At 65.5% G+C, this 15,528-nt stretch carries 18 protein-coding genes; 5 read left to right on the top strand and 13 right to left on the bottom strand.

Annotated features, from left to right (window positions below):
* Positions 1-12: 12 nt before the first annotated feature.
* The 12 genes from RUGAMON1_RS30670 to gpmA all read right to left on the bottom strand — a co-directional run bounded on the left by RUGAMON1_RS30670 (position 13) and on the right by gpmA (position 11,708).
* Positions 13-531, bottom strand: a complete 519-nt coding sequence (locus RUGAMON1_RS30670; RefSeq protein ID WP_445234062.1) for a type II secretion system protein M — start codon at positions 529-531, stop codon at positions 13-15.
* Complete coding sequence (gene gspL, locus RUGAMON1_RS30665; protein ID WP_445234061.1) at positions 528-1,790, bottom strand: type II secretion system protein GspL; 1,263 nt, start codon at positions 1,788-1,790, stop codon at positions 528-530. The genes RUGAMON1_RS30670 and gspL overlap by 4 nt, the downstream gene beginning before the upstream one ends.
* 39 nt (positions 1,791-1,829) lie before the next feature.
* On the bottom strand, positions 1,830-2,858 hold the full coding sequence (gene gspK, locus RUGAMON1_RS30660; protein ID WP_445234060.1) for a type II secretion system minor pseudopilin GspK: 1,029 nt from the start codon (positions 2,856-2,858) through the stop codon (positions 1,830-1,832).
* On the bottom strand, positions 2,855-3,469 hold the full coding sequence (locus RUGAMON1_RS30655) for a PulJ/GspJ family protein (protein ID WP_445234059.1): 615 nt from the start codon (positions 3,467-3,469) through the stop codon (positions 2,855-2,857). The genes gspK and RUGAMON1_RS30655 overlap by 4 nt, the downstream gene beginning before the upstream one ends.
* Positions 3,466-3,837, bottom strand: a complete 372-nt coding sequence (gene gspI, locus RUGAMON1_RS30650; RefSeq protein ID WP_445234058.1) for a type II secretion system minor pseudopilin GspI — start codon at positions 3,835-3,837, stop codon at positions 3,466-3,468. Before gspI ends, RUGAMON1_RS30655 begins: the two co-directional genes overlap by 4 nt.
* Positions 3,838-4,305, bottom strand: a complete 468-nt coding sequence (locus RUGAMON1_RS30645) for a GspH/FimT family pseudopilin (RefSeq protein ID WP_445234057.1) — start codon at positions 4,303-4,305, stop codon at positions 3,838-3,840.
* 20 nt (positions 4,306-4,325) lie between these two features.
* Positions 4,326-4,772 (bottom strand): type II secretion system major pseudopilin GspG, encoded by a 447-nt coding sequence (gspG, locus tag RUGAMON1_RS30640; RefSeq protein WP_445234056.1) that lies wholly within the window; start codon positions 4,770-4,772, stop codon positions 4,326-4,328.
* Between the two features lie 148 nt (positions 4,773-4,920).
* Positions 4,921-7,038: an amidohydrolase family protein gene (locus RUGAMON1_RS30635; protein WP_445234055.1), complete on the bottom strand. Its 2,118-nt coding sequence runs from the start codon at positions 7,036-7,038 to the stop codon at positions 4,921-4,923.
* A gap of 28 nt (positions 7,039-7,066) precedes the next feature.
* The gene (locus RUGAMON1_RS30630; protein ID WP_445234054.1) at positions 7,067-7,816 is read right to left on the bottom strand and encodes a HesA/MoeB/ThiF family protein; all 750 of its coding nucleotides are present in this window, start codon (positions 7,814-7,816) and stop codon (positions 7,067-7,069) included.
* A 28-nt stretch (positions 7,817-7,844) separates the two neighbouring features.
* Positions 7,845-9,413 carry a S41 family peptidase gene (locus RUGAMON1_RS30625; protein ID WP_445234053.1) on the bottom strand — a complete coding sequence of 523 codons (1,569 nt, stop codon included), beginning with the start codon at positions 9,411-9,413 and terminating at the stop codon, positions 7,845-7,847.
* A gap of 14 nt (positions 9,414-9,427) precedes the next feature.
* Complete coding sequence (locus RUGAMON1_RS30620) at positions 9,428-10,897, bottom strand: murein hydrolase activator EnvC family protein (protein WP_445234118.1); 1,470 nt, start codon at positions 10,895-10,897, stop codon at positions 9,428-9,430.
* A 64-nt stretch (positions 10,898-10,961) separates the two neighbouring features.
* Entirely contained in the window at positions 10,962-11,708 is a 747-nt protein-coding gene (gene gpmA / locus RUGAMON1_RS30615) for a 2,3-diphosphoglycerate-dependent phosphoglycerate mutase (RefSeq protein WP_008443959.1), read from the bottom strand.
* 107 nt (positions 11,709-11,815) lie between these two features.
* On the opposite strand from gpmA, the gene RUGAMON1_RS30610 reads away from it, so the two are divergent.
* From RUGAMON1_RS30610 to RUGAMON1_RS30590, 5 genes are all read left to right on the top strand, one after another.
* Positions 11,816-12,217: a rhodanese-like domain-containing protein gene (locus tag RUGAMON1_RS30610; protein ID WP_445234052.1), complete on the top strand. Its 402-nt coding sequence runs from the start codon at positions 11,816-11,818 to the stop codon at positions 12,215-12,217.
* Between the two features lie 10 nt (positions 12,218-12,227).
* Positions 12,228-12,488 (top strand): glutaredoxin 3, encoded by a 261-nt coding sequence (gene grxC / locus RUGAMON1_RS30605; RefSeq protein WP_070271488.1) that lies wholly within the window; start codon positions 12,228-12,230, stop codon positions 12,486-12,488.
* A 152-nt stretch (positions 12,489-12,640) separates the two neighbouring features.
* Positions 12,641-13,126 carry a protein-export chaperone SecB gene (gene secB / locus RUGAMON1_RS30600; protein WP_217943493.1) on the top strand — a complete coding sequence of 162 codons (486 nt, stop codon included), beginning with the start codon at positions 12,641-12,643 and terminating at the stop codon, positions 13,124-13,126.
* Between the two features lie 97 nt (positions 13,127-13,223).
* Entirely contained in the window at positions 13,224-13,667 is a 444-nt protein-coding gene (locus RUGAMON1_RS30595) for an SH3 domain-containing protein (protein ID WP_445234051.1), read from the top strand.
* A gap of 39 nt (positions 13,668-13,706) precedes the next feature.
* The gene (locus RUGAMON1_RS30590; protein ID WP_445234050.1) at positions 13,707-14,747 is read left to right on the top strand and encodes an NAD(P)H-dependent glycerol-3-phosphate dehydrogenase; all 1,041 of its coding nucleotides are present in this window, start codon (positions 13,707-13,709) and stop codon (positions 14,745-14,747) included.
* 94 nt (positions 14,748-14,841) lie between these two features.
* Here the strand turns inward: RUGAMON1_RS30590 and RUGAMON1_RS30585 are convergent, their stop codons facing one another.
* On the bottom strand, positions 14,842-15,528 hold the full coding sequence (locus RUGAMON1_RS30585; protein ID WP_445234049.1) for a DUF2461 domain-containing protein: 687 nt from the start codon (positions 15,526-15,528) through the stop codon (positions 14,842-14,844).

The following is a 15,528-nucleotide window of genomic DNA, read 5'->3' as shown; positions in this document are numbered from 1 at the left end:
AACCTTTTTGCATCATCGGCCGCCCGCGTTCTGGCGCAGCGTCAGCGTGGCGTTGACCATGCCGGCGGTGTCCTGCGCGCTGATGTTCGCTTCCGAGACGGCGATGCGGCTTTCGGTGCGGATCGCGTCCAGCCAGGCCATCAGGCCGGGGAAGGACACGCCGTTCATCTGCACCTTGGCATATTCGCCGGTGACGGACACCGATTGCGTCACCAGGCCGCGCGCTGTCAGGCCGGCGTTGAGCATCTCGCGCGTCATCGGCGCCGGGGCGATGGTGTTCTGGCCGCGCAGGGCGGCCGCTTCCAGCGCCAACGCCTGCAGTTCGGCGGCCTGCTGGCGCAGTTCCGGCAGCGACTTGCGCAGCTTGGCGCCGCCGTCCAGCGCCGGCGCGATCAGCAGCGAATAAAACACCGCCAGGCCCAGCACGGCGCCGCCGATGCCGAGGAATTTGCGTTCCTGCTCGGTGCGTTCGCTCCAGAAGGCCGAGGCGCGGCCGCGGTACTCTTGTATCGTCAATGTCAGCTTGCTCATGATTTTCCTCCGCCCATGCCGCTCAGCGGACGTATTTGCCAGGTGCCCGGACGGTCTTCCGACAGGTCCAGCTTGCGCGCCGCCAGCGCGGAGCGCAGCTGCGCCAGCGTGCCGGTATCGACGGTGTTCGGCTTCACTTTCATTTGCAGCGCGTGCTCGCGGTATTCCAGCGTGGCGATGATGTCCTTGCGCGGCAACACGCCCAGCGCTTCGCCGAGGGCGGCGCTCAGCGCGGTGAATTCATCGGCGGCCGGCTGGCCGCCGTCGGCCTTGGCCAGCGCGATGTTCTTGCGCATCTGCGCGGCCGGGTCGAGTATCACCAGCTCTTTCGGATAGGCGGCCTTGAAGGTTTGCAGCATCGCCAGGCTGACGGCGTCGGCCTCGCGCTTGAGGCGCAGCCATTCGACGTTCAGGCCCACCACGTTGACCAGCAGCGCCAGCGCGGCGATGCGCAGCGGCCAGCGCCAGCGCTGCCATTGGCGCGCGGAGGCGCCGCTGGCGCCCAGCGCCGGCGCCAGGTCCAGCCCCGCCGAGCGGGAGGCGGCCACCCAGTGCGCCCAGTGGTCTTCCAGCAGCGTAATCCCGTGGCCAATATCGTGGCCGGCTTCGACGTTGGCCACCAGCGGCGCGAACTGCGTCATCTGCTGCGGCGACAGGTACAGCGTGACCGGCTCGTCGCCCGCCATCGCGCGCAGCGTTTGCAGCGCGGCTTGCGGCTGCGCCGGCAAGGTCAGGCCCAGGCCCATGGTTTGCGACTGGCGCAGTATCAGTTCGAAACCGGCGTCGCCGGTGCTCAGCGCGGCCGAGACGGAACCCGGCTGGAACGGCAGGCACAGTTGCGCCGGCAGCACCGAGATGTGGTGCGCGCCCTGCGCCATCAGCGCCTTGACCAGCACTTCGATCCAGCTGCGCTGGACCACGGCCACCGTGCGGCCGCCCTCGGCGTCGGCGGCGCCGGCCGCCAGCACGCAGTCGGCCGGATCGCCCAGCACCTGTTCTTCCACCAGCGCCGGCAGCGCGGCCTTCAGGCGCGCGGCGGACAGGGGGGGCGCCACCACGCGCAGCAGCGTGACGTCGGTGGCGGCCAGCAGCAGCACCACGCGGCGCGCCGATTTCACCAGGTCCGACAGGTTGCCCAGCGGCGAAGCGCCCTGTTGCAGCAGATTGCCGCCATCGCCCACCAGCGCGAACGGGCAGGTCTGGGCCGCGCCGCTGTCGACGCTGGCCTTGGCCGGATAGCGGATAAGTAGTGTAGTCAAAGGGTCTCGCTTTCGTTCACGCTGTCGTTCATAGCTGTTCTAGTTTTCCCGTATCCATAGCACTGTCGTGATGCCGTTCGGCGCCCGCTGCATCAGCGACTGCGTATCCAGCGCCGCCCGGTCCAGCCTCACCCGGCTGTAGGCCAGGAAGTAGCTGCTCTTGACGTCGTACGGCACCTTGGGTTTCTTGCCTGCCACCTGCGACACTGCATCGAAGTTTTGCTTGTCGCGATAATAGCTGCGTTGCCGCGCATTCACCATGGCCGCTGCCTCCGACAGCGACAGCTGCTCGTACATCGCCGACAGCAGTTCGGCCGACACGGTGTTGACGTTCAAATCAGTGTTCCGCGCCGGCAGGATGATGACGAAGTCGCGCAAGCGCTCGATCGTCTGCGGCGTAAAGCCGCTCACCGCCAGCAAATCCTCCACCCGCAACAGATCGATCGGCTGCGGGCCGGTGGCCTGGGGCGACTGCTGGCCCGATGTACCTGCACCTGCACCTGCGCCTGCACCTGTTCCCGTACCTGCTCCGGTTCCGGCACCCGTACCGCCTCCTTGCTGCCCCAGCTGCGGCGTCGCCGTCTGCGCGCTTGCCACCTGGGTGGCCACTGCCTGCGCCAGCGACGGGTCGAGCTTCAGATTGGTCAGCAGCCGCGCGAACACATCCTGTTGATCGCGCTGCGGCTGACGATTCTGGGCCAAATTAGCAAGATTGTAACGCGACTGCGCATCAATCATCTTGCCGGAAAGGGTGGCGTTGAAATTTTCCGCCTCGGCGCGTTCGCGCTCGATGTAATCGTCCAGCCGCGTTTCTTCCAGCGGCGTGGCCCAGATGCCGCCCGCCTGCGTGACCAATTGCGAATCCAGGAAATCCTGGTACAGCACCAGCCGGCTCAGATCCAGCGCGCCGCGCACGATCCAGCGCGTTTGCAGTTGCAGGCGCTGGTTCTCCATCGAACGCACCTGCACCTGCTGCTGCCAGAACAGGCTGGCGACGATGGTCACCGCCAGCGTCGTCAGCAACAACGCCGTGATGACGGCCACGCCGCGCTGGCGCCGCAGCTTCACAGCGCCCCCAGCAGGAAGGATTTGGTCATCGGCACTTCCTGGCCATCCAGCACCATCGACACCTCCATGCCGGTCGGCGCACCGTTGGCCGGCGCCGGCATCACGCCCGCCGCCTGCACCCAGCCCTGCGTGCTCCAGAAGCGCATCGCCATGCGCTGCACGCCAGATTTCAGCGCCACGCTGGCGGCCGGATCGGCGTCGCTGTTGGCCGCCTGCCATAGCGCGTCCAGCTGCGCCAGGTCGCGCGTGCCGGCCGATTCGCGCCGCGTCAGCATGCCGTCGCGCACGCGGTAGGACACCACCTCGACCCGCGTGGCCTCGTTCTCGGCCAGCACCAGGCGCACCAGCGTGATGCGGCCGTCTTCCGCGCTCAGGATGGTGCGCGTGCCGATCAGCGACTGCGGCGCCAGATTGGCGCAATCGCTTTGCAGCTGGGCGAAGGCCAGTTGCAGGCCGCGCGTCTGCTCCATCTGCGCGGTCAGCGCGCTGCGCGAGCGGATGATGCCGTCCAGCCCGCGCCAGCCCAGCACCGCGACGATGGCGAGGATCGAAATCGCCACCAGCAGTTCGATCAGCGTGAAGCCGCGTGCGCGGCGCAGTGGCGGCGTCATTGGTTCAATACCAGTTGGACCAGCTTGATGATGCGCCGGTCCGGCGCGGCCTGGTCGTAGACGCTGACCTCGACCCGGCGGAAGCGCGGGTTCGGGCTGGCGATCACTTCCTCCTGGCACATCAGCTTCATGTCGCCCTGCGGGCATTCGAAGGTTTGCTTGCCGACCGCCGGGAACTGGCGCGTCAGGCGCAGCTGCACCAGCCGGTTCTCGGCCGACCAGGTGGCCATCATCGCGCCGCGCAGGCCGTCGCTGTTTTGCGTCAAGCTGCCGACCGCGCGCAGCGAAGCGCCCAGCGCGGTGCCGACGATCACCAGCGCCACCAGCACTTCCAGCAGGGTAAAGCCGCGTTGTCGATGAAGGCGCATCTAGTCCACCGTGAAATGGCCGATGCCGTCGGCGCGGATGGCGATGCTGGCATCGCCGGCGCTGAGGGTCAGCACGAAGGGTTTGTCGACCGGCTCGCGGCCGAAGACGATGCGCAGGTTGGCGTCGGCGACGTTGGGAGGCGGATCGAGCATCAGCGTAATCGGGGCGTGCTTGAATTCGCGCTCGCGCAGCAGGTCGTCCTGCACCGCCACGTCCCATTGCTTGTCGTTGCGGATCAGGAAGCGGTAGCCGTCCGCCCCCGCCTCGAAGGCGATCTGGCGATTGCGCACGATGGCCTCGTCGCGCGCCAGTTGCAGCAGCAGCGCCACGCGCTGCGCGTCTTCACGCAGCGACTGCTTCTGGCCCGGCAGCGCGTTGAGCGACACCAGTCCCAGCGTGACGCCCAGGATGACCATCACCACCAGCAGTTCGATCAGCGTGAAACCACGCTGGCGGGCGGCGCGCATAAGCCGTGCTCCCCCTGCGATCAGTTATCCCAGGAGCCGATGTCGGCATCGTCGCCGGTGCCGCCCGGCGCGCCGTCGGCGCCGTAGGAGAACACGTCGACCTCGCCCTTGATGCCCGGCGACAGGAACTGGTATGGGTTGCCCCACGGGTCTTTCGGCATTTTTTCCAGGTAGCCGCCGGCTTTCCAGCCGTTGGCGGACGGGCCGGCGGTCGGCTTGGTCAGCAGCGCCTGCAGGCCTTGCTCGGTGGTCGGATAGCGCTGGTTATCGAGCTTGTACAGCTTGAGCGCCTGCATGACGGTGGCGATATCGACCTTGGCGGCGGCCACTTTGGACTCGCCGGTGCGGCTCAGCAGCTTGGGCACGACCAGCGCCGCCAGCACGCCCATGATGACCACCACCACCATGATTTCGATCAGCGTAAAGCCGCGCGAGGCGGCACGACGGGGCAGGGAGAGTTTTTTCATATTCGATGACAAATTAAAATGATTGCAGAGTATAAGGCTGAATCGGCGCCAGCGGCACCCTAAAACGAGTTTTGCGCCGGGAGGCTTAAATGGAGCTTAACCCGGGGCCCGACCGGACGCCTGCGCGCCCGGTTTTACCGCGTTTTACTCAATCATGTTGACGGGCGGTGGCGTCGATGCGGCGCAGCGCGCCGTCGTTGCCGCCGCCGTTAATGTCCGCCACGGCGGCTGCGGTTCTCGCAGCCTGCGGCCCATCCTTGGCGAACGGCGCGATGCCCAGCGCGGTGTCGATCTCCTGCGGGTAGATCACATAGCCGCGCGTGATCACCGCCGCCACCTTGCGGACGTCGGCGATATCCTTGGTCGGATCGCCGTCCACCAGCACCAGGTCGGCCAGCTTGCCGGCGGCGATGCTGCCGCGGTCGTTGATGGTGCGGGTGTAGCGGGCGCCGTTGCGGGTGGCCACCTGCAGGGCCTGGGCCGGCGTCAGGCCGGCCTTGACCAGCAGCGCCAGCTCCGAATGCAGCGTGAAGCCGGGAATGTCGTCGGTGCCGGCGACGATGGGCACGCCGGCCTTGTACATGATGCCGACGAATTCCACCATCTTGGCGTAGGACTGCTGATAGCGCTTGAGCGTATCGGCACCTTCGATCTTCATGGCGCCGACGGCGAAGCCGCGCGCCACGTCCGGCGGCATGTTGGCGGCGAAGGCGCGGTACGGCTCGTTGACGTCGCCGTCCTTCTGCTGGATGAAGGCGAACGCCGACAGCGTCGGGTCGATCGAAATCTGCTTCTTCACCAGGCCGGCGACGAAGTCCTTGAACGGCTTGGTGTTGAAGTCCATGCCGGCGACTTTTTCGGCCGGCAGCAGGAAGCGGTTCAGGTTGCGGGTTTCGGTGTCCGGCTTGACCAGGAAGTTCAGCAGCACCTGGTTGATGTGCTGGATCTCGTCGTAGCCGGCGTCCAGCGCCTCCTGCGCGCGCAGGCCGGCCGGGATGTGGCCGGACACGCGCATGCCGCGGCTGTGGGCGTAGGCCACGGTGTCCTTCAGGATGGCTTTCGGGAAGGAGTTGTAGATCTTCAGCTGCGGGTAGCCGTGCTCCGCGTACCAGTCGATCGCATCCTTCGCGCCCGGCAGGTCCTTGATGGTGAAACCGTTCATGGCGCTGAACGGGCTCTCCCCTTCCAGGAAGCCGGCCGGCACCACCTGCGGCGCCAGCAGCTTGCCGGCGGCGGTTTCGTCCAGCATCGCCTGCAGCTGCTTGTTGTCGTTGCCCATGTCGCGCACGCTGGTCACGCCGGTGGACATGTTGAGCGCGCCGGACCAGCGGTCGACGTGGCCGTGCATATCGAACAGGCCGGGCAGCACGATGCGGCCGCCGGCGTCGATGGTGTTGTCGGCGCCACGCACCGGCGAGCCGGCCGGCAGCACGGCTGTGATGCGGCCGCGCAGCACGTAGATGTCGGACGGCGCGCCGACGGTGGCTTTGTCGCTGTCGAACACGCGGGCGTTGCGCACCAGGGTCAGGCCGGTCAGCGGATGCTGCAGCTTGGCGGCCAGGTCTTCCAGCATCTTGCTCTCGGCCTGCTTCTGGCGCGCGGCCAGCGCTGGCGCGGCGCCCTGCCAGCCCTCTTCCAGCATGTTGGCGAAGCCGGGGATGATCACGCCGAACAGGCGTGGCTTGGTACCGCTGGTGGCCCAGTAGAACGACGGCGACAGGCCGACGCCGGTCTGCGCCAGCAGCTGCACGGTTTGTTTCTGGCCGCTGTCGCTGTTCACTTCCAGCGTATCGAGCACGGTCTGCGACAGCGTGCCCGATGGCAGCAGCGCCATTTTATGTCCGGGCGCGGCGTCCAGCGCGGTGATGTAGGCCGAGACGGTTTCGAAGGAGCCGTTCAGCGGCAGGTAGCCGGCCGGGCCGCTGACGGCCTTCTTGCCCTGCTCCGAGGTGGACTTCCACTCGGCCTGGTCGCCCTTGCGCTCGAAGCGCTCGTCGACCACCGCGCCGAAGGTGGAGTTGCCCTTGACGCTGTACTCGGTCATCACGCCGTCGGCGCCCATGCGGAATTGCTCCGCCAGTTCCGGGCCGCGGCCGTTGTTCTTGAAGATGAAACGTACCTTGGTCAGGCCGTCGTCCTGGTGCTCGACGGCTTGTTCGCCGATTTGCTTGCCGCTTTCCGAGATGATCAGGTACTTGGTGCTGGTGGCTGCCTGTGCGGCGAACGCCGCGGCCAACGCCAGCGGCAATACAGCGAGTCGTTTCATCAACAAGGTAAGTCTCCTTCGGTTAGTATTATTTTTTTGCGCAGACCGGGCAATCGCCGTTGCGCCCCACACCTATGCTGGTCCACTCCATGTGCAGACCGTCCAACATCAACAGGCGCCCCGCCAGCGAGACGCCCACGCCCATCAGCAGCTTGAGCGCTTCCGCCGCCTGCATGGCGCCCACCACGCCCACCAGCGGCGCGAACACGCCCATGGTGGAACAGGCCACATCTTCAAACTGCTGGTCCTGCGGGAACAGGCAGGAGTAGCAGGGCTGCGCGCCGCCGCGCGGATCGAACACGCTGACCTGGCCGTCGAAGCGTATCACCGCGCCCGACACCAGCGGCTTGTCCAGCGCGACGCAGGCGCGGTTGACGGCGTGGCGGGTGGCGAAGTTGTCGGTGCAGTCGAGCACCACGTCGGCCTGCGCCACCAGCCCGGCCAGGCGGGCGTCGTCGACGCGTTCATTGAGCGCGGTGACGGTGATTTCTGGATTGATCTGCGCCAGCGTGATGCGCGCCGATTCGGCCTTGGACTGGCCGACCCGCTCCGTGGTGTGGGCGATCTGGCGCTGCAGGTTGGTGAGGTCGACGGTGTCGTTGTCGACCAGCGTGATGTGGCCGACGCCGGCCGAGGCCAGGTACATGGCGGCCGGCGAACCGAGGCCGCCGGCGCCGATCACCAGCGCATGCGCGGCCAGCAGCTTTTGCTGGCCTTCGATGCCGATTTCGTCGAGCAGGATGTGGCGCGAATAGCGCAGCAGTTGCGAGTCGTTCATGGTCTCGGAGCGGCGGCGCGCCCGTCGTTTATGGAGTTACGGGTTGTTTCAAGGCCGGCTTTTTTTCGCTGGCCTTGGGCTTGGATTCCGGCTTGACGGCCGGTTTGGCGGCTGGCTTGATGTCGGTCTTGTCGGCCTTGCTGTCCGACTTGATCTCGCCGACTTCGCCGCCGGCGGCGGGCGCCGCCTCCACTTTCGACAGCTTGACCGGCAAGCCCTTGAAATGGTTGATCGCCTGCGCCAGCTGGAAGTCGTCCTTGGAGCCGAATTCCACCGGCTTGGCTTTCTTCGCCTGCGCGATCGCGCCCTGGCCCTCTTCCAGCTCGTCGCGCTGCGCGCTCAGGGCTTTCTTGGCGGCGCCGTCGCCGTCCGGGTCCTTGTCGTTGTTCAGGTGCTTGGTCAGGTCGGCTTCGCGCACGCGCAGGCTGTTCAAGCCGTCGCCGTCGGCGGTTTCATCGACCATCAGGTCCGGCACGATGCCGCGCGCCTGGATCGAGCGGTTGTGCGGCGTGTAGTAGCGCGCCGTGGTCAGCTTGACGGCGGTGTCGGCGGTCAGCTGGCGCAGCGTCTGCACCGAGCCCTTGCCGAAAGTCTGCGTGCCCATGATGGTGGCGCGCTTGTAGTCCTGCAGCGCGCCGGCGACGATCTCGGAGGCCGAGGCCGAACCGGCGTTCACCAGCACCACCATCGGCACGTCCTTGAGCGCGGCCGGCAGCTTGGCCAGCGGATCGTTCTTGGCGCGCGCCGAATAGAACTCGCTGCGGCCGTAGAAGGTCTGCTTGGAGTCGAGCAGCTGGCCGTTGGTCGAGACGATCACCGCATCCTTGGGCAGGAAGGCGGCCGAGACGCCGATCGCGCCCGGCACCACGCCGCCCGGATCGTTGCGCAGGTCCAGCACCAGGCCCTTGATGTGCGGGTCTTGCGCGTACAGGGCGGTGATCTTCCTGGCCATGTCCTCGACGGTGGGCTCCTGGAACTGCGAGATGCGCAGCCAGGCGTAACCCGGCTCGATGATCTTGGCCTTGACGCTCTGCACGCGGATCTCCTCGCGCGCGATGGTCAGGATGATGGGCTTGTCCTCGTCCTTGCGGCTGATGGTGACGGTGACCTTGGAATGTGGCTCGCCGCGCATCTTCTTGACGCTTTCGTCCAGCGACATGCCCTTGATCGGCGTGCCGTCGATGCGGGTGATCAGGTCGCCGGTCTTGATGCCGGCCTTGAAGGCGGGCGAATCCTCGATCGGCGAGACGACTTTGATGTAGCCGTCTTCCATGCCGACTTCGACGCCGATACCGACGAATTTGCCGGCCACGGTCTCGCGCATTTCGCGGAAGGCTTTCTTATCGAGGTAGACCGAGTGCGGATCGAGCGACGACACCATGCCGGAGATGGCTTCGGTGAGCAGCTTCTTGTCGTCGACGTTTTCGACGTAGTCGGTCTTGATCAGGCCGAACACGTCGGACAACTGGCGCAGCTCTTCGAGCGGCAGCGGCGAACCGGTGACCTTTTGCGCGATGGCGGAAAACTGCAAGGAGACGGCGACACCAGCCACCATACCCAGGCCGATCAGGCCGATGCTCTTGACTTTGTTGCCCATTTTTTCCGCGAACCTTAAAACTTGACCCAGCCAGCCGGATCGAATGCCGTGCCCTGATGGCGAAGCTCAAAGTATAGCCCCGATTCCTCGTTGCCGCCGCTGTTACCTGCGCTGGCGATCGAGTCGCCAGGCTTGACGACGTCGCCGACCCGTTTCAGCAGCGACTCGCAATTGCCGTAGATGCTCCAGTACTGGCCGCCGTGGTCGACGATGATCATGTTGCCGAAGCCGCGCAGCCAGTCCGAGAAGATGACCTTGCCGCTGGCGACGGAGCGGATCTCGGCGCCTTCGCCGGTGCGGATGAACACGCCCTTCCAGCTTGGGCCGTCGCCGCGCTTGGTGCCGAACCTGGCGGCGATCTTGCCGCTGACGGGCGCGCGCAGCTGGCCTTTGAGGCTGACGAAGGGCGCGCCGGACGGCACGGCCGGGGCCAAAGCGATGTCGGCTGCCTTGGCCGCCGGCTTGGCCGGTTCTTCCTCGCGCGGCGCCGGCTTGAGCGGTTCCGCCGGTTTCGGCGGCGGCGTTTGCTGCGCCACTTTGGGCGGCTCGGTCTCGATGGTGTCGGGCTTGGACGGCGTCGGCGCCGGCTTGATGGTGCCCGATTTGCCGGCATTGGCCTTGGCCAGGCGCTGGCGCTCGGCTTCGACGGCGGCCTTGGCCTTGGCCAGCGCGCGCGCCTCGGCTTCGGCCTTGGTCTTGGCTTCGGCTTCCGCCCTGGCGCGGGCGGCAGCCAGTTGTTCCTGGCGTTTTTTCTCGGCGGCGGCGGCGATCGCCTGCTCCTGGATCAGCTTGCCCAGCTTGTCGACCAGGCCGGTCAGGCGCTGCTCGTCGCGCTCGACGTTGCCGGCTTCCTTGCGCTGGGCCACCAGCTTTTTCGACAGCGAGGCCAGCAAGTTGGCGCGGCGGGTCTTTTCCTGCTCCAGCTTGGCCTTCTGCTCCATTTCCTCGGCGGCGATTTCCTGCAGCTCGTCCTTGGCGTTTTGCGCCTCGGCCTGGTTGACCTCGACCGCCTTCAGGTTGGCGCGCAGCGCGTCCAGCAGGCGCGCCTGGGCCTGCGACACGTAGGACATCATTTGCAGGTCGCGGTTGATGCGGTTGGGGTTGTCGCCGGACAGCAGCAGCTTGATGCGGTCCTCGTTGCCGGCGACGTACTGGTCGCGCAGCAGCTTGGCCAGCTGCTGCTTTTGCTGGGCGACCGTGGCCGCCAGCTTGTCGTGCTCGACGGCCAGCTGCTGCAGCTTGGTGTTGGTGTCGCCCTGCTCCTGCGCCAGGTCGCGCAGCGAGCGGTTGGCGTCCGAGATCGCCTGCTCGGACTCGGCCAGCGTGTCGGCCGCGTCGTCCTTGGCGCTCTCTGTCTTGCCGATGTCTTTTTTGAGCGCGCTGAGCTTTTGCTGCAAGCCGGCGCGCTCGGCCTCGGCCGCCGCTTTCTGCTTGCTGCGCTCGGTGGTCTTGTTGAACGGCGCGGCGTGCGCCCCGTTCAACATCAGCAGCAACAACGCCGCACTGGTGGCGGCGCCGCGCCAGCCTCGGAAGGAAGAATGCGACAAATTACTTGGCCTTGCCCTGGTTGGCCACGGCCGCCTGGGCTGCGGCGATGGCGTCGGCGTCACCCAGGTAGTAGTGGCGGATCGGCTTCAGGTTCTCGTCCAGCTCGTAGACCAGCGGCTGGCCGTTCGGGATGTTGAGGCCGACGATGTCGTTGTCGCTGATGCCGTCGAGCATCTTAATCAGCGCGCGCAGGCTGTTGCCGTGGGCCGAGATGATGATCTTCTTGCCGGCGCGGATGGCCGGGGCGATTTCCTCGTCCCACACCGGCATCACGCGCGCCACGGTGTCCTTCAGGCATTCGGTCAGCGGGATCTGCGACTTGTCCAGGCCGGCGTAGCGCGGGTCGTTGAAGGAGGCGCGGTCGTCGTTCTCGGCCAGCGGCGGCGGCGGGGTGTCGTAGCTGCGGCGCCATACCAGCACCTGGTCGTCGCCGTACTTGGCGGCGGTTTCGCCCTTGTCCAGGCCTTGCAGGGCGCCGTAGTGGCGCTCGTTCAGGCGCCAGTCGTTCTTGACCGGCAGGTACATCATATCCATCTCGTCCATGGTCAGCCACAGCGTGCGGATCGCGCGCTTGAGCACCGAAGTGTAGGCCAGGTCGAAGGTGTAGCCGGACTCTTTCAGTACCTTGCCGGCCGCCTTGGCTTCGGCAATGCCCTTCTCGGTCAGGTCGACGTCGGTCCAGCCGGTGAAGCGGTTCGAGAGGTTCCAGGTGGACTCGCCATGGCGCATGAATACGATTTTATACATTTGAACTATCTTCAAAAAGGATTGAACGGGACGGAAAACCGGTACTGCGAGAACTCTTCCAGCTTCTATTTTATAATGCGCGGATTGACTTAAACCATTGGAACCCCGTGAAATTCTTCATTGACAATATTTTCATCATCGCCATCGTGCTCCTTTCGGGCGGCGCCCTGCTCTGGCCGGTACTGACGCAGCGCGGCAAACGCGCCAGCGCGCAAGAGGTGACGCTGTTGATCAACCGTAGCAAAGCCACCATTGTAGACGTTCGCGACGCAACGGAATTTGCTGCCGGTCACTTGCCAGAAGCCAAGAATATTCCGCTGGGCGAGCTGTCCAACCGCCTCGGCGAGCTGGAGAAGTTCAAGACCAAGAGCGTGATCGTGGTCTGCAAGACGGGCGCGCGCGCCTCGTCGGCGGCCGCCAAACTGGCCAAAGCCGGCTTTACGGACGTGGTCAACCTGGACGGCGGCATTGCCGCATGGCAAAAAGCCGGCCTGCCGCTGGCCAAATAAGGAGCACAAGATGACTGCCCGTGTAATCATGTACACCACCGCCGTTTGCCCCTACTGCGTGCGCGCCGAGCGCCTGCTGGAATCGAAGGGCGTGACCGGCCTCGAAAAGATCCGCGTCGATCTCGACCCGGAGCAGCGCGTGCTGATGATGCAAAAGACCGGCCGCCGCACCGTGCCGCAGATCTACATCGGCGACACCCATGTCGGCGGTTTCGACGATTTGTATGCGCTCGATCAAGCTGGCGGCCTGTCCCCCTTGTTAAATGGCTAATCACCCCCAAATACAACGAGAGGGCCGCAGAAATAGTTTGAAACCATAATGGTTTTGATACAATTGCCCTCGCGTTTGATTTGAGCTCCATACCAAGCAAACTTATTCTGAGCGGCCCGTGCCGCTCGTTTTCACTATAACGAAAGCGTTCCATGTCTGACGAAAACCTGCAACCAGTATTCCAAATCCAACGCGTCTACCTGAAAGACATGTCGCTGGAACAACCGAACTCCCCATCGATCTTCCTGGAACAGGAAGCACCGACCATCGAAGTCGCCCTGGACGTTGGCGCCGAGCCGCTGGCCGATGGCGTGTTCGAGTCGACCGTCACCATCACCGTGACCGCCAAAGTCAAAGACAAGGTCGCTTTCCTGGTTGAAGGCAAGCAAGCCGGTATCTTCGAAGCGCGCAACATTCCTGCAGAGCAGCTCGATCCGCTGCTGGGCATCGGTTGCCCGAACATCGTCTACCCTTACCTGCGCGCCAACATCGCCGACGTGATCACCCGTGCCGGTTTCCCACCAGTGCACCTGGCTGAGATCAACTTCGAAGTGTTCTACCAGCAGCGTATGCAAGCGATCGCCGACGCGGCCGCCGCAGCACCAGCAGCAACCGACGGCGCTGCCACCACGCACTAAGTCGTACTGAAGTACTTCGCTGCCGGGCGCCACGTCCGGCAGCGGTATCACCCCGACATGCCGCGCCTTTGCGCGCTGTCCATCTGCAAGGTAAGCCATGACATTTCCCCGTTTGATCGCCAGTCTGACCATGCTGTTGGCCATGAGCGCCAGCCACGCGTTCGACTTCAAAACGGTGGGCGCCGCACCCGTCATCCTGTACGACGCGCCATCGACCAAGGGCGGCAAGCTGTTTGTCGTGCCGCGCGGCGCGCCGCTGGAAGTGGTGCTGGCCTATGGCGAATGGCTGAAGGTGCGCGACGTCACCGGCGAACTGGCCTGGACCGAGGCCAAGGGCCTGGTCGGCAAGCGCAACGTCATCATCCGCACCCCCAACCTGAAAATCCGCGCCACGCCGGACGACAGCGCCGCGCCGGTCTTCACCGCCGACAAGGGCGTGCTGCTGGAAGTGACCGAAGCGGCCGCCGGCGGCTGGCTCAAGGTGCGTCATCGCGACGGCCTGGTCGGTTACGTCAAGAATTCCGAAGTCTGGGGCATATAATTGCCGTAGCGGCGACATCCGGTCGCCGAATGAGGTCCCATGCAAGATAATCCAAACAAACCAGCGGCGACGGTCCGCAAGGTGGCTGTGCTCGGCGCAGGCGCCTGGGGCACCGCTGTCGCCATGGCGCTGGCCCAGCGTCACGACGTGATGCTGTGGGGCCGCAACAGCGACGCCCTGCAAGAGATGGCGCGCGCGCGCGAAAACACCGGCTACCTGCCTGGTTATCCCTTCCCCGACGGCCTCCGGGTCGCCGCCGATTTCGACGCCGCGCTGGCCCATGTGGCCGGCCCGGACAGCCTGCTGATCGCCGCCTGCCCGGTGGCTGGCCTGCGGCCGCTGCTGGAGCAGTTGAAATCGCGGGCGATCCCGAACGTGGTGTGGCTGTGCAAGGGCTTCGAATATGGCACCGGCTTGCTGCCGCACCAGATCGTGCGCGAAGTGCTGGGCGCGGGCGCGGCCGGCGGCGCATTGTCGGGACCGTCGTTTGCGCAGGAAGTGGCGAAAGGCTTGCCATGCGCGCTGACCATCGCCTCCGACTCGGCGGCCTTGCGCGACTGCGTGGTGGCGACCGTCCACGGCGGCAATATCCGCGTGTATTCCAGCGAAGACCTGGTCGGCGTCGAGGTGGGCGGCGCAGTGAAAAACGTGCTGGCCATCGCCACCGGCGTGGCCGACGGCCTGGGCCTGGGCTTGAACGCGCGCGCCGCGCTGATCACGCGCGGCCTGGCGGAAATCACCCGGCTCGGCACCACGCTGGGCGGGCACACCGAGACCTTCATGGGCCTGACCGGCATGGGCGACCTGATTTTGACCTGCACCGGCGACCTGTCGCGCAACCGCCGCGTCGGCCTCGGGCTGGCGCAGGGCAAGCCGCTGGACGTCATCGTGCAGGAGCTGGGCCATGTGGCCGAAGGCGTGCCGTGCTCGAAGGCCGTGCGCGAACTGGCGGCCAGGCTGGGCGTCGACATGCCGATCACCAACGCGGTGGCCGGCGTGCTGTTCGACGGCGACCAGCCGCAGGCGATGGTCTCGCGCCTGCTGGCGCGCGATCCGCGCGACGAAAAGGCGAAGCGCTAACCAACGTCATTCCCGCGAAAGCGGGAATCCATACTGAGCATCCGGACACGCGTTCCATGGATTCCCGCTTTCGCGGGAATGACGGCAGCGGCGGTTATTCGGTTTCTTCTTCCTTCGCGGCGCGCATCCATTCGACCAGCGGGTACGCATCCTTCAGCCCGCTGGCGATCATCGGTACCAGCAGTTCCGGCTTGTTCATCGGCAGGTCGATCTCGGTCCAGACAAAGAAACTCTTCAGCTTGATGTATTCGATGTGCTCGTGCTCGGGGTCGAAACCCTTGGGCGGGCGCATCAGCTTGCCTTCGTTCTGGATGTCGCCGAAGGTGGCTTTCAACTTCTTGTTCTTCAGCACCTTGCTGAAGCCGGCCGCGTCGTCGACCATGTGCTGGCGCAGCGCCTTCAGGCGCGACGGCGGCGGCATGTATTCGCCGGCACCGAACAGCAACTTGCCGCTGCCGTCGATCTGCATATAGTAGGTCGGTCCGCCGGCCTTGCTCGGACGGCGCAAATCGTTCGGCGCCACCGCGGCCGAGAAGCGCGTCTTGTACGGGCTCTTGTCATGCGCGAAACGCACGTCGCGGTTGATGCGGAACATCGCCTTCTTCGGGTTGCAGAACTTGACGGCCGCATCGAACTTGCCCAGCTCGATAATCATGTCCGTCACCACTTGCAGGAATTCTTCGCGCAGGATGTCGTAGCGCGGTTTGTTCATGATGAACCAGGGACGGTTGTTGTTGTCCGCCAGTTCCTTGAGGAATTGAGTCAGGTCGCGCAGATGCAT

This window comes from Duganella rhizosphaerae (genome assembly GCF_040364205.1).
GTDB classification, from domain to species: domain Bacteria; phylum Pseudomonadota; class Gammaproteobacteria; order Burkholderiales; family Burkholderiaceae_D; genus Rugamonas; species Rugamonas rhizosphaerae.
Note: the sequence above shows the minus strand (reverse complement) of the source record. Positions and strands in the feature narration are given on the sequence as shown.

What these genes read in the sequence shown, in the direction of transcription:
- RUGAMON1_RS30670 (WP_445234062.1), bottom strand. Translation starts at nt 531, where the DNA reads ATGAGCAAGCTGACATTGACGATACAAGAGTACCGCGGCCGCGCCTCG.
- RUGAMON1_RS30655 (WP_445234059.1), bottom strand. Translation starts at nt 3,469, where the DNA reads ATGACGCCGCCACTGCGCCGCGCACGCGGCTTCACGCTGATCGAACTG.
- gspI (WP_445234058.1), bottom strand. Translation starts at nt 3,837, where the DNA reads ATGCGCCTTCATCGACAACGCGGCTTTACCCTGCTGGAAGTGCTGGTG.
- RUGAMON1_RS30645 (WP_445234057.1), bottom strand. Translation starts at nt 4,305, where the DNA reads ATGCGCGCCGCCCGCCAGCGTGGTTTCACGCTGATCGAACTGCTGGTG.
- gspG (WP_445234056.1), bottom strand. Translation starts at nt 4,772, where the DNA reads ATGAAAAAACTCTCCCTGCCCCGTCGTGCCGCCTCGCGCGGCTTTACG.
- RUGAMON1_RS30635 (WP_445234055.1), bottom strand. Translation starts at nt 7,038, where the DNA reads ATGAAACGACTCGCTGTATTGCCGCTGGCGTTGGCCGCGGCGTTCGCC.
- RUGAMON1_RS30630 (WP_445234054.1), bottom strand. Translation starts at nt 7,816, where the DNA reads ATGAACGACTCGCAACTGCTGCGCTATTCGCGCCACATCCTGCTCGAC.
- RUGAMON1_RS30625 (WP_445234053.1), bottom strand. Translation starts at nt 9,413, where the DNA reads ATGGGCAACAAAGTCAAGAGCATCGGCCTGATCGGCCTGGGTATGGTG.
- RUGAMON1_RS30620 (WP_445234118.1), bottom strand. Translation starts at nt 10,897, where the DNA reads ATGTTGAACGGGGCGCACGCCGCGCCGTTCAACAAGACCACCGAGCGC.
- gpmA (WP_008443959.1), bottom strand. Translation starts at nt 11,708, where the DNA reads ATGTATAAAATCGTATTCATGCGCCATGGCGAGTCCACCTGGAACCTC.
- grxC (WP_070271488.1), top strand. Translation starts at nt 12,228, where the DNA reads ATGACTGCCCGTGTAATCATGTACACCACCGCCGTTTGCCCCTACTGC.
- secB (WP_217943493.1), top strand. Translation starts at nt 12,641, where the DNA reads ATGTCTGACGAAAACCTGCAACCAGTATTCCAAATCCAACGCGTCTAC.
- RUGAMON1_RS30595 (WP_445234051.1), top strand. Translation starts at nt 13,224, where the DNA reads ATGACATTTCCCCGTTTGATCGCCAGTCTGACCATGCTGTTGGCCATG.
- RUGAMON1_RS30590 (WP_445234050.1), top strand. Translation starts at nt 13,707, where the DNA reads ATGCAAGATAATCCAAACAAACCAGCGGCGACGGTCCGCAAGGTGGCT.
- RUGAMON1_RS30585 (WP_445234049.1), bottom strand. Translation starts at nt 15,528, where the DNA reads ATGCATCTGCGCGACCTGACTCAATTCCTCAAGGAACTGGCGGACAAC.